General features: G+C 45.2%; 15 protein-coding genes and 1 riboswitch. All 15 genes read right to left on the bottom strand.

What is annotated here, in order from left to right; all coding sequences use genetic code 11:
* Positions 1-25: 25 nt before the first annotated feature.
* Positions 26-1,594, bottom strand: a complete 1,569-nt coding sequence (locus A7D23_RS06455) for a hypothetical protein (protein WP_019226073.1) — start codon at positions 1,592-1,594, stop codon at positions 26-28.
* Entirely contained in the window at positions 1,591-3,684 is a 2,094-nt protein-coding gene (locus A7D23_RS06450; RefSeq protein ID WP_019226072.1) for an MMPL family transporter, read from the bottom strand. The genes A7D23_RS06455 and A7D23_RS06450 overlap by 4 nt, the downstream gene beginning before the upstream one ends.
* Before the next feature lie 47 nt (positions 3,685-3,731).
* Positions 3,732-4,310, bottom strand: coding sequence for a TetR/AcrR family transcriptional regulator (locus tag A7D23_RS06445; RefSeq protein ID WP_015042807.1), 579 nt, complete (start codon positions 4,308-4,310; stop codon positions 3,732-3,734).
* Positions 4,311-4,776: 466 nt separating this feature from the next.
* A complete protein-coding gene (locus A7D23_RS06440) occupies positions 4,777-5,697 on the bottom strand; it encodes a cytochrome b/b6 domain-containing protein (protein ID WP_019226071.1) in 921 nt (306 codons plus the stop codon).
* A 224-nt stretch (positions 5,698-5,921) separates the two neighbouring features.
* Positions 5,922-6,458, bottom strand: coding sequence for a hypothetical protein (locus A7D23_RS06435; protein ID WP_019226070.1), 537 nt, complete (start codon positions 6,456-6,458; stop codon positions 5,922-5,924).
* A 742-nt stretch (positions 6,459-7,200) separates the two neighbouring features.
* On the bottom strand, positions 7,201-7,731 hold the full coding sequence (locus A7D23_RS06425; protein WP_019226068.1) for a cob(I)yrinic acid a,c-diamide adenosyltransferase: 531 nt from the start codon (positions 7,729-7,731) through the stop codon (positions 7,201-7,203).
* Positions 7,732-9,243 (bottom strand): cobyric acid synthase, encoded by a 1,512-nt coding sequence (locus tag A7D23_RS06420; RefSeq protein ID WP_019226067.1) that lies wholly within the window; start codon positions 9,241-9,243, stop codon positions 7,732-7,734.
* 37 nt (positions 9,244-9,280) lie between these two features.
* The gene (locus tag A7D23_RS06415) at positions 9,281-10,402 is read right to left on the bottom strand and encodes an alkaline phosphatase family protein (protein WP_019226066.1); all 1,122 of its coding nucleotides are present in this window, start codon (positions 10,400-10,402) and stop codon (positions 9,281-9,283) included.
* Complete coding sequence (gene cobD / locus A7D23_RS06410) at positions 10,377-11,462, bottom strand: threonine-phosphate decarboxylase CobD (RefSeq protein ID WP_019226065.1); 1,086 nt, start codon at positions 11,460-11,462, stop codon at positions 10,377-10,379. The genes A7D23_RS06415 and cobD overlap by 26 nt, the downstream gene beginning before the upstream one ends.
* Before the next feature lie 651 nt (positions 11,463-12,113).
* Complete coding sequence (gene cbiB, locus A7D23_RS06400) at positions 12,114-13,079, bottom strand: adenosylcobinamide-phosphate synthase CbiB (RefSeq protein WP_019226063.1); 966 nt, start codon at positions 13,077-13,079, stop codon at positions 12,114-12,116.
* An 81-nt stretch (positions 13,080-13,160) separates the two neighbouring features.
* The gene (locus A7D23_RS06395) at positions 13,161-13,763 is read right to left on the bottom strand and encodes a histidine phosphatase family protein (RefSeq protein ID WP_019226062.1); all 603 of its coding nucleotides are present in this window, start codon (positions 13,761-13,763) and stop codon (positions 13,161-13,163) included.
* The gene (locus A7D23_RS06390) at positions 13,756-14,151 is read right to left on the bottom strand and encodes a hypothetical protein (protein ID WP_019226061.1); all 396 of its coding nucleotides are present in this window, start codon (positions 14,149-14,151) and stop codon (positions 13,756-13,758) included. Before A7D23_RS06390 ends, A7D23_RS06395 begins: the two co-directional genes overlap by 8 nt.
* Entirely contained in the window at positions 14,148-14,921 is a 774-nt protein-coding gene (cobS, locus tag A7D23_RS06385; protein WP_019226060.1) for an adenosylcobinamide-GDP ribazoletransferase, read from the bottom strand. Before cobS ends, A7D23_RS06390 begins: the two co-directional genes overlap by 4 nt.
* Entirely contained in the window at positions 14,905-15,459 is a 555-nt protein-coding gene (locus A7D23_RS06380) for a bifunctional adenosylcobinamide kinase/adenosylcobinamide-phosphate guanylyltransferase (protein ID WP_019226059.1), read from the bottom strand. The genes cobS and A7D23_RS06380 overlap by 17 nt, the downstream gene beginning before the upstream one ends.
* A 106-nt stretch (positions 15,460-15,565) precedes the next feature.
* The gene (locus A7D23_RS06375; protein ID WP_068883435.1) at positions 15,566-16,936 is read right to left on the bottom strand and encodes a cobyrinate a,c-diamide synthase; all 1,371 of its coding nucleotides are present in this window, start codon (positions 16,934-16,936) and stop codon (positions 15,566-15,568) included.
* 150 nt (positions 16,937-17,086) lie between these two features.
* A riboswitch (cobalamin riboswitch) is annotated at positions 17,087-17,263 on the bottom strand.
* Positions 17,264-17,516 lie beyond the last annotated feature (253 nt).

The raw sequence follows: 17,516 nt of genomic DNA, 5'->3' as shown, positions 1-17,516 counted from the left end.
AAGTTCAATATTCTTCTGAAAAAAATCAACGAAATAGATTGATAAAACGCTCCCAGAAAGATAGCCTTTCTGGCTCCGTGACTGTACTCTTTTCATCTGCTGCAGCTTTCAAATCTGGAGTCCGGATAACAAACTGAACACTTTTCGGGGAAATCTTCGAGGACACAAAAGATGCCGGCTTTGTCTCTTCCCCGCTGCCAAATGAGAGTGTTTCCAGCAATCCGGAAGCTTCGTCAATACCGTTTTTAAATTGCTTTTGCCCGTCTATCAATTTTTGAACCTGATCAGGCAAAACCGCTGCACTGGATGCCAACTGGTTTAAGCCGCTGGTCAGCGCTGTTGAACTGTTGGCCAGTGAGACTGAACCTGATTTTAATTCCGTCCCCTGCTGTGCAAATTGATCCAAACCTGTTGAAAATTCTGTGATTCCCTGGGCAGACTGGGCTACGCCTGTTGTATAGCTGGACAGACCGCTGCCATATTGGGATAACTGAACCTTCAGGGTTCCAATCTGTTGAAGATAAGCCTGTCTTTGTTCAGCTGGTAGAGAATCTAGCAGCGGCGTTAATTGATTCATCATTGCTGTTACGCCGGAGGAAAGGCTGGTATACTGGGCTGAAAGTCCCTGTCCCTGCTGGGAAAGCTGAGCAGTGCCACCGCTGATCTGTTTAAACTGCGCCGCGAGACTTGATGCTCCGGTTGAATATTGTTCTATCCCCTGACGCATCGTGCCGACTCCCTGCTGAAGTTGGTCAGAGCCCAAAGCAATACTTGCCATGCCTTTATTCAATTCGATTAAACCTGTCTTCAGTTTCTCCGTACCGGAAACAATTTGCCCGGCACCGCGTGACATTTTCGTTATACTGCCGGCATCCATGTTAAGATTCAGGAAATTGGAACTATCAAAATAGGAGCAGGTCATCGTCATGGACGCCATCTGGAACTTTTCAGTATCATAAACCACTGTATACTGCGCATTTTTCTGCGGAAGCACCATGTAGGCCAGCGTTAGGGTCTTGCCGGAAATCATGGCGGAAGCGCCTGATGAAGAAACGACCGTGTTTTCATCCAGAGCCAGCGGCAGCTGGACCTGACAAAGATAGTTTTCCTGGTAATACACTTTGGCTTCAGCATTCGGCTGAATTTTCAGCGTAATTTCAATTCTTCCTTCTTTACCGACAATGTCCTCGGGCTTAACCTCCTGGCCGTTCAGCCGATAGGTGATACGAAACGTAAACGGCAGTTCTCCCTTCGTCAGTTTGCCCTGATAGTAGAAACCTTTGTCCCGTGCCGGCAGCTGCCAGGAAATTTTGCCGTCCGTAAGCACTGGAGTTCCACTGCCGGAAAGGTTGGTAATCGAATCGTAGACACCGTAGTCAAGGTAAATGCCGGACTCAGGCGTATCAATCCTATTGACGACTGTAATACCGGAAATACCTCCATCCGTTTTCAGGTCCGCATAAACGGTCTCATCTTTGACAACGGTCATATTTTGGTTGCTTGCCGTACTCTCCGTATCTGAAGCAGATGCGGATAAAGATAATACGGGAATCAGCAGTATTACAGTCAGAAAGCATGCGATTAGTTTTTTCATCGGATTGTCTCCTCCCTCCCACTTTCTTTCGCAGACAAAGTGGTTTTCATCATTACTTTATCAAACGTCATCAGCAGCACCGGCAGTAAAACAAGGACCATCAGTCCTGACAGTGCAGCACCCCTGCCCAGCAAAATACCAATATCACTGATAGCTTTAATTTGGGAAAGAAGTCCTTCCGCAAAACCCGCCACGGCAAGAATCAATGCTGAGATCATCACGGTGTTCCCGGCAGTATTCAACGCAGACAGTACTGCGTCTCTGGGTTTTTGCGTCTTTCTGAATTCGAGATAGCGGTTGGACATTAGGATCCCATAATCGATTGTTGCGCCAAGCTGGATGGAACTCACCACCAGATAGCCGATAAACACCAGACTTGATCCCTGAAAATAGGGTATCCCCATATTGATCCAGATAGAAGACTCAATGACTGCGATCAGCAGCACCGGAACAGATATGGAACGGAACGTCAGCAGAATAATCAGACCCACAGACAGAATTGAAAACAGGTTAACTGTACGCGTGTCCTGTTCAACAGTATTTTTGATATCGGCGATACTGGTGGCATTCCCCGCGGCATACCATTCACCAGGGTAATACTTTTGCACCGACTGTTCGAGTTCTGCAACGGCTTCAAAAGTCTCGGGCGTTTCACCGGCAATGTTCATAAGAACGATCATACGGGTATAATGTTCCGACAGGAACATATCCCTGACGCTTTGCGGTAGTAAAGAACGTGGGATTGCAGGATCTGCCAGCGTAACCAGGGTCTGAACGTCACGGATATATTTCTGTTCCTCCAGTTCCTGGGCCAGCTGTATTTCATCAGCAATATCGTCATTTGGAACTAAAATCACAACAGGATTATAGACGCCGAAGCGGCTTTCAATGTTATTTCTTTCCTCGGCAATGGTTCCCTCACTGGAACTTCCGGAAGTATTCCCATATAAAAAGTCAGTATTCTTTTGTGCCAGGAAAGACGGAATAACAATCATCACAACCAGGGCAAACAATAGATATCTTACTTTGATTGTGCCCCGGCCTATCTTCATAAAAGGCGGAACGAGGGGCCTGTGCCGGGTTTTGTCAATCGTTTTGTGGAAGATCGCAATCAGAATCGGCAGCAAAATGATCACACTGATATAGCTCAGACAGATTCCCTTAACCAATACCAGTCCAAGATCCTTACCGATCCCGTACTGCATAAACAGCAGGGCTAAAAACCCAGCTATAATCGTCAGCGCGCTCGCCGAAATAGATGAAAGTGTATTTTTTACTGCTTTGGCAATTGCAGAAAGAACCTCGGCCCCGGCATCCTTTTCCTCAAGATAGCGGTGGCAAAGAAACAACGAAAAATCCATCGAAATGGCGAATTGCAGCACCGCAGCAATTGAATTGGTGATGAAAGATATGTTATGGAAAAAGGCATTCGTTCCGGCATTGATAATCACAGAAACCCCTATAACGCTTAAATACAGCAGCGGTTCTATCCAGGAGTAACATGCCAGCATCAGGATGAGGACGCAGAGCGGAATAACGATGATCATAATCTTGGACATTTCCGAGCCAAGCACTTCCCGCATATGGCTCGAATCTTCAGCTTCTCCCGTGATACTGACATTTTCGCCTAACGAAGCCCGGATCGCCTTCAGGGCATCCCCTGTTCCCATGGAATAATCCCCTTGAGCAAATTCAACTTGAAACAAGGCAGCTCCATCTTTATAGTAACTATCCAGAACGTTTTGGGAAATAAAGGCCTCCGGAACCGTAACATCTGTGACATCGTCCAGCCAAATCACATTTTTTACACCCGGAACCTCTTTGATTTTTTCCTTGGCTTCAAGGGCTTCCCGTATAGAAATGCCTTCCACCATGACCTGAGCAGTTCCCGGATAACCAAACTCCTGATCCACAAGCGTAATCGCCTGCTTGGTCATGGAGTGTTCCGGCAGATATTCCGCTAAATCATAGTTAACTGTAATACGGGGTACAAGCGCAATACTGGTAATAATGACTGCCAAATAGATTAGTAAAACGACCCGTTTATGGACAATAAGGCCTTTCACAAACTTTTCTATAAACAGCTGCATATCTTTATCATCCTTTATCGTTTCTTTATCATCCGTTACCGTTTCTTTTAAAGTCTCTTTTGGATATCTCCGATAATCAATAAAAGAAATTTGTTCAATAGATTGGCAAGACGCACTTCATCTCCGCCATACTTATTAAAAATATTAATGATTCCTTCAATAAGAGCCAAGGCCAAGGAGTCGGCAAGCAGCATATCACTTCCAGGCTTGGAACTGCTTAGGAACAAATCGTTCTCCAGACGCTGCTTGACAAGCTCAATCAGTTCCACCTTTATATTTTCGTATTTGGAACCCTCGACACTTTTCATTAGGATTAAAAACTGCGTTCTGTTATCCAGAAACACCTTGGTTATCACTTCTGTGATATAGGTGATGCTTTGCATCGACAGGCTGCTTTTATCGCATATGTCAATGAATACCAGCTTTCGTAGCTGCTCTATAGTTGACTGAAGGATATTATCGAGCAGGTCATCCTTACCTGAAAAATAGGAGTAAATATTCCCTACAGTAATCCCGGCTTGCTGCGCAATACTCCGCATTGAGGAATGACGGTAGCCTGAGACTAGAAACTCCTCTTCCGCAGCCTCGATAATTCTTTTTTTAATCTCTTCTTTTGGTACTTGCATAAATAAACACCCATTCATTATTCTTATTTTTAGTATATCGCGGCCGAAATCCAGTTGTCAATATTAAACATGAGTTCATTTATACTGCAATACTCTTATTCTATGCGGCCATATTCCGGATATGTATCCTTTTGCTCATCACGCTTCCCTCAGATTCCACCTCACATTGGATACTCTTGCTCTGGGCTGATATTTGGCAACTGCCAGCCCCCATAGTAGACTTTCACCGCTTAGTTACGCTCCATGCATGGCGCACGACAAAAAAACAACCGGGATTAAGCTCGGTTGTTTTGCTTCGTTTTTACTTAGTTTTGCTTAGTCTTCCTTATTTTTGTTTAAAAGAGCGCCAGGAAAATTCCATAATCTTTTCTAAACGATGGCCAGTAAAATTTATCAAAATCTGCTGTTTTCAGCATCGTAGGTAAATGTTATGCATTTGCTGCCGTCCTTACAGCGTATTGTTCGCTTATATCCCGTAAAGTTCCTGATAGTCCTGTTCTGCTGCCCTTATTTCACCTTGAGCCTTATCGCATTGCGGATACAAAAGAGAGCAGTTTTTATGGCAACCGTTACAGTGCAGCTGGGACAAGTATTCATCAAAACTGATCTTTTCTTCCGGACCGGTGGTATCCCCAACAGTTGCATCCGTAGCGGAATCATTTGCCGAAACAATAGTATCAGCGTCTTCTGAATCATCATTGTCAGAACCTGAACCCTCCGAATAGGTTATGTTTTCATTATATTGACTTTCCGTTGGGGAGTCAGTCCTGTTTTGGGATGTACTTGGCGATGTCGTAATCTGGGTCTCTGTAATTTTGCCTAATTGATTCTCATCGCTTGCCGAAACTGTTGAAAGAACCCGGGTATACAACATGACGACCAGTAGGCACGCCGCACCAAGGCGAACCAATGTTTTTCTGACATTACGCTCTTTCAGGTTTATGATGATCCTGCCGACTGATTTCACAAAATAGCTGGCATGAATCGCCAGATGCGTGATCAAGAAGCCCAGACAGATGTATGATGTCCATTTATGGACCAGATAGATCCATTCACCATAAATCGTATCTGAAGGAAATAAAACCTTCGATATCAGTACTCCCGTAGTCACAATGATCGAAATACTGATGAAAATTGCGAAGTTCAAAGCATATTTCATCTTTACGGAAACTGCGGTCCGATTTTTAAGCTTGCTTTGTAGTAAATTCAACGTTGTATTTTTTACCCAGGACCAGTTTAACAGAATATGGATACTAAAAAGAGCAAAAATAAATAACCCTGCAATCTCATGAAAAGTTAATCCAGTTCCAAAAGCATCCAACAGGAACACAAAAAGTATGCTCATCGCAATATCCAATACAATTTTTGTCACTAATTTGCTGCTCATTCAACCCTCACCTAACCGTTATGTATTCGTATAAATTTCTAATACTAATCATTTCTTATCTTGCTATGTATTCTATACGGCTCCTGTGTTGGTTCTATGGCAGAAAGATGACAATTTTATGAACAATCCGTCTGCACAGGAATAATACCGCCGAAAGGCGGTATCGTATAAATGACGCAAATGCAAATTGCATTTTAAATTGATTCTACTCACTAAATTCTATATTACTCGAGGCCAATAATGGCTTTAATAACCACAGATTTTTTTACGTAGAAATCTTGAATGACAGTTCTTTGCCCGTGAGGTCCCAACAAATATTCCTGTTGCCTCGTGCAATAAAATCCTGTCAACCCCATCGCTTCCTGTGGGATCGCAAATGCACCTAGTATCGGATGGTCCGGGGAATAAACGACTTCAATATCCTGATGCCAGGTCCATCCCAATTGGTCTCCTGAAAGGTATTTCCATAATCTGGCTTCCTGCCAGGCTCCCGCACCTAACGGCGGGTTAAAATGAATCATTGGATCAAAAAGTTTGTCCCATTTTCTTTCGACAAAAACAATGTCTGTTTCCTTCGGATTAAATGGCTCTGGAGGCAATCCTTGAAGAAGTGCTTCCCAGTTTTCCAGTGTTCCGATAAACATTCTGGCCTGAGCGTTGTAACCGTATTCGTCAAATTCAGCATAAGCAACCCCCGGAATGGATAGGATCATGATTAGAAGCAGCAGTACTGGGTAAAGAAGTCTGCGTTTTACTTTCACGCCGTTTCTCTCCTCTCACGGAAAATTTATTTATACAATTCTCCGTTAGTTTGCCATTTCCTTCCATAAATACCATCGATAGGGTAATCTAAATTTTATTTATTTACAGAACGTTTATTTACAGAATGATTACAGCACTTACAAAATGACTTACAAAATGATTATTTTGATTAAAACGTTTTGGTTAAGACTGCCATAATACTGGCACACAAATTAACGGCCCCTTCGCATTAATGCGAAGAGGCCTTAAGTGTATAACCCGCAAAATTCCTCATGGACACAAACAGATAATTTTACTCGAGTCACCTACTTTAACCCAAATACATGGAATCACAAATGGGACTTACGCTACTTTCTCTACGCCTTTCTTGAGAATCACCCGGATAATGGAGTCTAGAAATGGAGCCTGGTGAAAACCTAAGGTCAAACTGATCTACTGAAACAACATACTTGTGAACCTGAACGTTAACTGGAAATTGATGGGCCTCAAACACGAATCTTAACGGAAAACTGAGAAATTTTGCGGGAAACTGATCTGAATAAATAAAGCCAACCCTGAAGGTGGCTTTGAATCCGTCCGGCAACATCCCATACATCCCTCTGACCTGTGCCCCGAATTCCAACCTGACCTGTCAGCAAAAGGTAACACTGTATGTTTTTAACCATCATGTATTATATTTTCTGATTTTAGTATAAAGGGGGGACCGGATTTTTGTCAAGATGAAATCAAGGCTGTAAAATATTACCGCTCAATGCCGAGGCGCGCTTTGATCCCTTTATCATAAGGATGTTTAACTTTCTTGACCTCAGAGACATAGTCTGCAAGATCAAGCAGTTCTTCCGCAGGCCCCCGTCCGGTCATCACAACCTCAAGCCCTTCAGGTTTCGTACGCAAAAATTCAAGCAGAAGCGAACGGTCAATGAGGTCATAATTATAGGAGGCTACTGCTTCATCAAGAATCAGCAAATCGACCTGACCTTCACGGCACGCTGAAATCGCCTGCTGCAGGATCTTATTATAAATGATCCTGCGTTGCTCCTTCTGCTCATTTGTTTCCTGATTATAGAAACCGAAGGACTCTTCGCCGCGCAAAAACATTATCCCCGGAATTTTCTCCAGGGTGTGCAGTTCTCCTGTATCCTGGCTTTTTAAGAACTGAACAATTAATACCCTACGCCCTCTGCCTGCACACCTGACTGCCAGACCGAGAGAAGCGGTCGTCTTTCCTTTGCCGTCCCCGCAGTAAATATGGATAAGACCCTTTTTCATCAATTATACACCTGCCTCCAAAATATTCATGATTGCAGCCATGTCGACGTGTTTCCGAATTTCATCAGCTAATCGGTCGTACTGCTGCTCTTTATATTGTTTATAGCTTAACCGTTTGAGGCTGGTTGAATCCAACCCCTTTTTATTCAACAGACATTCGGCAATCGCTACAGAGACCCCTTCTTCATCAAATATTCCATGAACATAGCTGCCCATAACATTCCGCTTTCGGGCACCTTCCGTCTTTTGCACCTGAAGGCCTGACTCTATGTCGATATGCGTCAGAGGCTCGGTATCCCCTGTTTCTGTCACGCCCATATGAATTTCATAACCGTGAAAACGGATCGAGGATAATCCGGAAAGAACACCATCAAGCTGACTGAACCGGCCTTCCACCTGCGTCCTGGTCTTCTGTTTGGAGAATATTGTTTTCATATCCAGCAGACCCATTCCCGTGAGACTTCCGCCCTCTTCTACGCTAAAAGGATCTTCCAACGTTTCTCCAAGCATTTGGTAGCCTCCGCATACGCCAAATACGATTGTTTCCCCGTCAGCAGCCTGCTTTTTAATCTTTGCTTCCAGACCGCTCTGACGCAGCCACAACAAGTCAGCCATCGTATTTTTCGTCCCTGGCAGGATGATCATATCCGGATTCTTCAGCTCAGCCATGGATTTTACATAGCGCAGGGAAACTCCGGGAATCAGTTCAAAAACATTAAAATCAGTAAAATTGGACATCCTTGGCAGCCGGATCACTGCAATATCTACTGCTTGCACTATTTTGTCCACAGCAATTCTTTCGGATAAACTGTCTTCATCTTCAATGTCGATATTCAGATATGGAACGACACCGATGACCGGAATATTGACTTTTTCTTCGATCATCCGCAGCCCGGGCTTCAGAATTTCTACATCTCCGCGAAATTTATTGATCACAATTCCTTTGATCATTTCCCTTTCATCTTCACTTAAGAGCATCACCGTGCCGTAAATAGATGCAAAAACGCCGCCCCTGTCAATGTCAGCAACAAGCAGGACAGGAGCTTTAGCCATTTTGGCCATCCCCATATTGACGATATCATCCTCCTGCAAGTTAATCTCTGCGGGACTGCCTGCTCCTTCGATGACAATAACGTCATTTTTCTGGTCAAGCGTCTGGTAGGACTCCATAATGTTTGGAATGAGCCTGGTCTTATATTTAAAATAGTCTGCTGCATTCATATTACCCAACACTTCACCGTTGACAATGACCTGCGATCCCTGATCGTTCGTCGGTTTCAGAAGGATTGGATTCATCAGGACACTGGGTTCCTGCCCGGCAGCTTCTGCCTGGACAACCTGTGCTCTGCCCATCTCCAGCCCTTCTTTGGTAATATAGGAGTTCAACGCCATGTTCTGGGATTTGAAGGGCGCTACCTTATAACCTGCCTGTTTAAAAACACGGCACAGACCTGCCGTGAACAAGCTTTTCCCGGCATTAGACATTGTTCCCTGAACCATGATTGATTTGGCCATCGTGTCACACCCGCTTTCCTGTTTGTTCTGTTATTATTTACTCTGAAATCAGATACTTCAAGGCCTTATTCGCTTCTAAATCCCCCGGCGGAAAGGTTTCCCCGGCTTTTCGGAGGATATACGGAACGTCCAAGGCCGAATGCTTACCGCTGACAGGGCTGGTAGCATGATCGGCACAGACAAGGATCCTGGTTTCATTTGCCAGGTTCTGACGCAGAAAGGCAAAAAACTCCCGGTCAATTCTTTCAATAAATTCAATTTTTTCCCGATAATCATGCCGGTGAGCGGCTTCATCTGCTCCATTGATATGCACAAGCACAAAATCATGACCGGACAACAGGCGGCAGGCTGTTTGAGCCTTAAGGGCCAGATCTGTATCCGTATCTCCAGTTGCTTCTTCTAGTTCAGGAACATCCATCTTCAAGGCCAATGCAATCCCTTTGGCAATTTCTGCACCGCAGACTGCCGCAGCCTTTTTGCTATACAATTCTGCAAACGCAGGTAAACAGCTTTTCCCGGATATTCCCCACGGATAAAACATCAATTGCTGTTCTTGGCTGCTTAGGTGTTTTAACCTGTTTTTTCCCTCAGAAACAAATTTTTGTAGTATTGGGGCTGACGCGTAGATGTCCGCTAATAAAGCATCTGAATCACCGCCCAAAAATTCATGCGGCGGATAAGTCTTACAATCCAGCGTTTGAAAGTAATGCTTTTTGACAATGATCAGGTTCCTATATCCGGATAAATGCAGCACCTTGATATTTGGATCGATATCGGCCGCTATCTTCGCTGCTTCCTCCATATCCGGACCGGTCAAGTTCCCGCCGTTAAAAGAGCTTAGTATTCCGTGACTGTCAAGTGCGGCAAGATTACAGCGCAGAACGACTTCATCCTGTTCCAGGCAGTAGCCGTTGGCAAGCAGTTCGAGTGATGCCCTGCTTTGTGGAAAATAAGCAGGATCAATACCTAAAAGATTGAGGATACACGGCATGCTTTCCGGCAGGTAACCCTGCGGGCAGGAACTAAACCAGCCGGTATAACCTCCGGCGGCAATTTGGTCAAGTTCAGGATGACGGGCAGCCTCAAACGTGGTTTGCCAGCCTAATTCTTCAATTTTTTCATCCGCAAGTCCGTCAACAATGACCATGACTGCTTTCATCAAATATCACATCCCTGAGTGCGGCGCTGAGTTTTAAATTATCTTCGCGGCTTTTTACAGCAACCCTGAAGTATTCATCATTCAAATTGACATAGTTGGAGCATGGACGTACCATAATCCCTCTCTTGATCAGCTTTTCAGTTAGGTCTGTACGCTGAGTCCGGAAAAATATGTAGTTTGCTCTGGAGCCGATGATCTGGAGACCAAGGCCCAATAACGAATCAATCAGAAATCTTCTTTCTGTTTGAATCAGCTGCTTCGTTTGCTGCAGATAGGCTGTTTCTTTCAAAGCAGCGATGCCAGCCATTTGGGCCGGCGTTGAAACACTCCAGTCCTGACCGGCGGACCTCATTTGTTCGAGCAATTTTTTGTTGGATGTCAAAGCGTAGCCAAGTCTAAAACCCGGCATCGCAAATATCTTGGTAAAAGCTTTCAGAATAACAAGATTTTCATACTGTTCAATACAGTTTTGCACAGAAAATTGTTCTTTATCTTCGACGAAGTCCATAAAGCATTCATCAATCATCACAATTGCACCGATCTCCTGGCTCTTGGCAAGCACCTTTTGCAAAAATGCACGTGAACACAATTGACCGGTAGGATTATTGGGGTTACAGATGATCATGAGGTCCAGGCCTGGGCTTATTTGATCCAGCAGGTCCTCACGAGCTGAAAAATCGTGCTCTGGCCGTAAAAAATAATATTCTACCGAACAATCCACCGTATGCAGCGCTTTTTCATAGTCTGCAAACGTCGGAGCAAAGATCAGCGCCTTTTTCGGTTTCAGAGCCAGCGCAAGTCTGAAAATAATCTCTGCAGCCCCATTGGCGGCAAGAATATATTCAGGATCCGTATACTCATAGTTAGCCAGAGCCGCAACAAGATCCCGGCAAAACGGGTCAGGATAGTTCGTACATTCATCAAGCGACCGGATCACGGCTTCTTTCACAGACTCCGGCAGCCCAAGTGGATTGACGTTGGAAGAAAAATCAAGAATTTCCTGCCTGCCCGTCAGTTTTTTTACCGAATAAATGTCTCCGCCGTGGATATATTGGTACATCTGCTCTCACCTGTCTCTGTAGTATTTGTAGCCTAAGTTTATCTTAAGTTTGAGATTACTCTTGGACGAATATATAGGTTCTAATCTATAGATTCTTTTCTGTGGCTCGCGTCTCTTCGTAACCGCCTTTTCGGCTATTGCGCCATCCGTGGCCGTCAAAAAGCCGCGCTCCACATCCATGTTCCGCTTGTCAGGTCGGTTACTAAGATACGCTAATCTGTAGAAAGTCTTGTAGAAAGTGTCTCGGCCGGTATTCCTCACTTTGTTGGCAAGCACAAGTCTAATATCCTAATTGCCGCCATGTGAAGCACGATGTAGGGCTTTGTGTTCAGAAGCAACAATGCTTAGAAGGTACTGGTACAAGGAGCAAGTCATAAAAAAGCTAGTTACGGAAGGCAAAGTAAACCTGCTTATTAAACTTGATAGTGCTTCTTGAGCCGCCAAAGTCTTCCACCCTTAAGATCAGTCTGGGAGTCACAGTTCCGCGACGAGCGGAGCCTGGATGGCGTAGCGCGGCCTTTTGCGTCAAGGAAGACGCAACGGCCGAAAGCGGTATTGTGACTCACAGACCTGCCCCAAAGAACATTTTACCGCTTACAGGCTGGCGTAACAGCAGCAATATTCTTATACCCCTGCTAAACAAAAATACTATCATCCAAATTGCACGATAAACGCTCTGACAGCGGACCCAAGAATCAGGCCGACAAGCGACGTCGCAACCATCAGCTTGTTGGCGCGGCGGATATCTTCAGCCTCGATCTCCCGGATCGGATCACCGATCGTTGGCTTGACCACCAGCTTGCCAAAGTAAGAATTGCTTCCGGCAAGCTGAATATTCAGGGCTCCGGCACAGACGGCTTCAGTGTGGGCGGAATTCGGACTGGTATGATTATGACGGTCACGCCGGTAGATTCTAAAAGCGTTTTTAAAATCATAACGAGTCAGAAAAACTGCCAGGAGCATCAAATAGGCAGAAATTCTAGCCGGCAGATAATTTACGACATCATCCAGTTTGGCAGCAAACCGGCCAAAATAAAGATATTTGTCATTTTTATAGCCAATCATCGAGTCCAGGGTATTGACCGCTTTATACAAAAAGCCCAAGGGGGCTCCGCCAACCAGAATGAAAATCATCGGGGCGATGACGCCGTCGGAAAGATTTTCAGCCACGGTTTCCACAGCGCCTTTCGCTACCTGGGAGCTGTTCAGGTTCTCCGTGTCCCGTCCGACAATCCACGATAATTGATAACGCGCTTCCATAATATCGTTCTTCTGCAGAGCATCATATACCTTCATGCTCTCAGCTTTCAGCGACTTGGTAGCCAGAATCTGATAACACATTAAGGCCTCGACAATAAACCCTAGCAGTGGACTGATGCTTTTAAGCAAATACAGCAGGCCTAACGGCACGAGAAATGTTATCGTGACAATGAAAGCAGTCAGCAGTACCCCGCACCAATACTGGCTTCGATTCGTCTTGCAACTGATCCGGTGCAGGTATTTGTCTCCTGCGGCAATCAGCGAACCGATCCAGCGGACCGGATGAGGCAGCCAGGAAGGATCACCAAAAATTAAATCCAAAATATAACCTGTAATTAAAGCATAAAGTGTAATCATTCAATACCAACTTCTTTATCATTTCGTCATTCACCAAAAAACAAGCGGGTGATCAAATTCGGACCTTTATATCCTTATCCTCTAAATCTTCTCTATCGCCGCCAGCTTTCTGTTTTCGGCCCATAGATCCTGATCAATGGTCAGTTGATAGCCTTCGCCGTTCTTTATCTGCCAATGGAAAAAATCAAATATTTCCGGAGAAAATGCCTCAAGCAGCATCATGATCGTACCGCCGTGAATAATCAGTCCGGCCTGTTCTATTCCGGCTTCATCTACTTTCTGAATAACGCGGCTAAAACCCTCCAGGCAGCGGGACTTGAACATTTCCGGCTGATCTCCCCCCGGGATTTGCTGTTTCCCGCCGCTGTCAATCCAGCTTTGGTACTCGGCAAGGTCCTTCAGCTGTTCATACGATTTGTTCTCAAATATACCGAAGCTGCATTCCGCAAGTTCAGGAATTATACTGTAAGGGACATTCGGATAAATCAGCTCCTTGGTCTGACGGCAGCGGAGCATCGGACTGACAAAAACATGTTCAACTGCCGTATAGCGGCCGGCAGCAATATGCTCGCGGAGTTCGAAGATCCCCTGTTCAGATAAAGGCTCATCCGTAATTCCGATATACCTGCTTCTCAAATTGCCCTCCGTCTTGGCATGCCGGATCAGGTAAAGGAACTTATTCATGCTCTTCACCTTTAATCAGAACAGGAATGGAGCAGAAGACGCGATAGACCTTAGCCGCTTTCTGGGCGGCTGCACAAAGGATCCTCCCGGTCGTTTCCTGCATTTCCCGGTCATCTTTCAAAACCGGCACCACAGCTGAGCTTAATTCATCACAAATCAGAATCATGTCGGGGTGCTGCTCGATTCCGTCAGCGATAAATTTCCGTGCATCAAGGTCGGCTCCCTGCAAACGTCTGATCAGCAGATGCAGATGGTCAAGCACCGGACGCTGAAAAGCCTCTTCGAAGCTGCAAGTCCCTCCGTCCGTAATGTTTGCCGAAGCGATATCCCATCTGCTCCTGACAAATTCCAATTTCCCCTGACTGCCGCCTCCGATCACCAAAATCATAGCATAACGCCTCCTGCTATTACTGAAATTAGGAGTATTCCTGTTTCACTTACCACAATATAAAAGCCTGCCAGATCACCGGTTATACCCCCAAAATACTTTTGGGCCATCAGGTAAAATAAGTAAAAGGACAGCACAATAAATAGAACTGCAATGCTTCCGACAATCACACTCACGTACAGCATTGCCGCAACACATAATAAAGCGATCAAGCAAATGATGGTTCTTACCGTTTTCTTCGAGGCATAACCTGCAAAGATTGAAGCAAGTCCTGTATTTCTGACACACGGAAAGCAGACGACTGCCAAAGCGGCCATCGATCGTGACAGGATAAACGAAACAAGAACGAGAAAGAAAAAGTCTGGTGTCAAATACGTCTCATACCACGCCGCAAACTGCAGCAGCAGGACAACCGACGTATAGATGAGCGCGAACGCTCCAACATTAGGATCCTTAAGGATTCGAAGCTTTTCCTCTTGGTCCTTATGGGAATTCAAGGCATCTGTCGTGTCACAATAACCGTCGAGGTGAATTCCGCCAGTGATCATGACGTTAATAAATACAGCTGCAGCAGCAAAAAAGACGGGACTGAACCCGAAATATTGCAACAATAAAAACAAGAAATAGAGAACAACGGCAATGACAGCCCCGACCACAGGAAAAAAGATAAAAGAATAACGCATATTCTTCTCGTTCCAGTCGATTTGAGGCATCGGAATCTTAGAGAACATCGAAAAGGCTGCAACAAACGATTCAAACAAGATTTTCATAACCGGAAAGCTCCTTCATTCCTTTATGGATAAGCGGGATTGTGCAGACTGATTCAATCACTACATCTGCAGCAGCGGCAATTGCCGAATTTATTTCAGCCAGTACACGGATATAGCCGGCTGTAAAATCATCATAGGTTTTGAAATCCTCAAATATCGTACTGGTTACGATAACCGTGTTCGGTACGGTCACCGATAGCAACCGGATATCATTGATGATACAGTCAATGGTATCCTGCGGGCTGCGCTCCTGCAGATACATTTCGTTGGCAATCAGGTTGCCCATGCACTCGAGTAAAGTGGTATGGCAGCCGCTGAGAACAGGGATCTTATCGGAAAGCCCGTAAGGAAACTCAAAGGTATCGAACCCTTTGCCGTCCCGCATTCGACGGTGCTTGACCACCCGGTTGCAGCACTCTTCATCTGAGGCAGCCATTGTTGCAATATAGGCCATTTTTCCTTTATTCAAACTGACAGCTAAGTTTTCTGCTATTTCAGACTTTCCGCTGGCAACGCCTCCGCTGACCAAAGCCAACATTTACTCACCGCCTCTTTCCTTTCACAAAAATATCCCTTTATCTATTATTATCTATCATCTATCGATCATCAAGCGATTCAAACTTTTCCAGCTTATACACGCCTGACTAACCCATCCTAGCGGTTTGAAAGCTGCGGCATTTCCGGATAAACGAGCGGGCAAACTCCGGATTCCCCCAGAGATGAAGGTGGGGATAGCCGGCAACGAGGTTCTCATCGGCATGGATGCAGTCCCACGTTTTACTGCCGGATGAATTTACTGCCGTAAAACTGCTGCCGTTGGCTGTCGAATCAGAGTAATGAAATTCATGCGCATTGATCTTGCCGCCTTTGTCGCACAGCAAGTTGTCCTTTTGCGCCGTCAGTGAAATATAACCGAAACGGTTCAGTTTATCCGTCAGTACAGCATCCCCTTCTAAATGTCCTGCCATTGGATAAGGTTTGCCGTCCTTGTCAGCAATACGTTCCAATAAATACATGAACCCGCCGCACTCAGCTATACAGGGAGTATTATTGGAGAGAACATGCCTGATGCTTGCCAGCATCGATGTATTGCTGGCAAGCTGTCCGGTATATAATTCCGGATAACCGCCGCCGAGAATCAGTCCGTCACATTCCGGTACAGCTTGATCATCAAGCGGACTAAAATACTGCAGTTCCGCTCCCAATGTTTCCAAAAGGTCGAGGCTGTCCTGGTAATAAAAACAAAAGGCTTTATCTCTGGCTACGGCGACTTTAACAGCAGAGATTCTCTCGATCCCGGCCTCATGATAGTCTATTTCCGCGGCCCCTCCCGCAATACGCAGCAGCTGTTTCAGATCAATGGATTCTCTGGCCTGTATGGCCAGTAATTTCATTTTTTGCTGTAGGTCTTCCACTTCGGATGCTGTAATTAATCCAAGATGCCTGCTTTCCAGCGCGCATTCTTTGAGCTTCGGAAAGTAGCCGACCACCTGGATATCCGTCTCTTTTTCGATCATTTCCTTATACTGCGGGTATAGGGAAGGTGTAAGATTATTCAGAATAACGCCCTTGATCCCGTTGTCCGGTCTAAAATGGCAGAATCCTTGGATCAAGGCTGCAATTGAGATAGCTGAACCGGCACAATTGGCAATAAGGATAACAGGCGTTTGCGTTACTGCAGCCAAATGGTAAGAACTTGCCACGGTACTGCCAATGCCTAGCCCGTCATAATAACCCATTACTCCTTCTAAAACAGCGATTTGCGACTGTTCGGAATTCTTGACCAGCAAATACCGGCATACCTCTTCCGATAGCATAAACAAATCCAGATTCCGTGATTTTGTCCCAATGACTTCGGTATGAAACATCGGATCAATATAGTCCGGCCCACATTTAAACGCAGCAGGATTAACTCCTTGCTCCAGAAGGGCTTGTAATACCGCACAAGTGATTGTGGTCTTGCCGCTGCTGCTGCCTGCAGCCGCAAACATAATACGTGGAATAACTGCTTTCATTGACTTGTTCTCCATTTCTATTGAAGCTCTCCATGGACATCAAAAAACCTCTCTAACCGGCGGTTGGAAGAGGTTTTACTTACACAATCTGCAAACAGTCCAAAACACTTCTGCATGATTCGTATGCTACACCTTTCATCCTCCGTGAAAACAGTGCAAAATGGCTCAGGCAGGTCTTCCGACTCGGTTTCAAAGCAAATTCAGCCTTCCCATTGTAAACAGTGGCAACTTTGAATTTGCTCCACCTTACGGCGGCGGGACCGTACAGGTATTTCACCTGTTTCCCTATTATTGCAAAATGATGCAACCTAAGCGATTACATTATATCAGAAGACGCACAGCGTGTCCACCCACAATCTGCGGGACAGTATATAGCCTTCTCCCTACCCTCAATTGACTTTGTAAATGCAACCTATACATTACTGGGTGATTGCATTTAAATCTTCAAACAGGATAGTGGCATTAAGTCTTACAATCGAAAGTCTCCTTTTTCTTCACTCCCCCATGGGGGAGTGATTGCATTTAGTCTGGCAATATTCCGACAAGAACTTTAGGATGTGTTCTGCGGGAATCTTTGAGT

It is taken from the genome of Dehalobacter sp. TeCB1 (assembly GCF_001707455.1).
In the GTDB taxonomy this organism is placed as follows: domain Bacteria; phylum Bacillota; class Desulfitobacteriia; order Desulfitobacteriales; family Syntrophobotulaceae; genus Dehalobacter; species Dehalobacter restrictus.
This window is presented reverse-complemented; position numbering and strand designations above follow the sequence as displayed.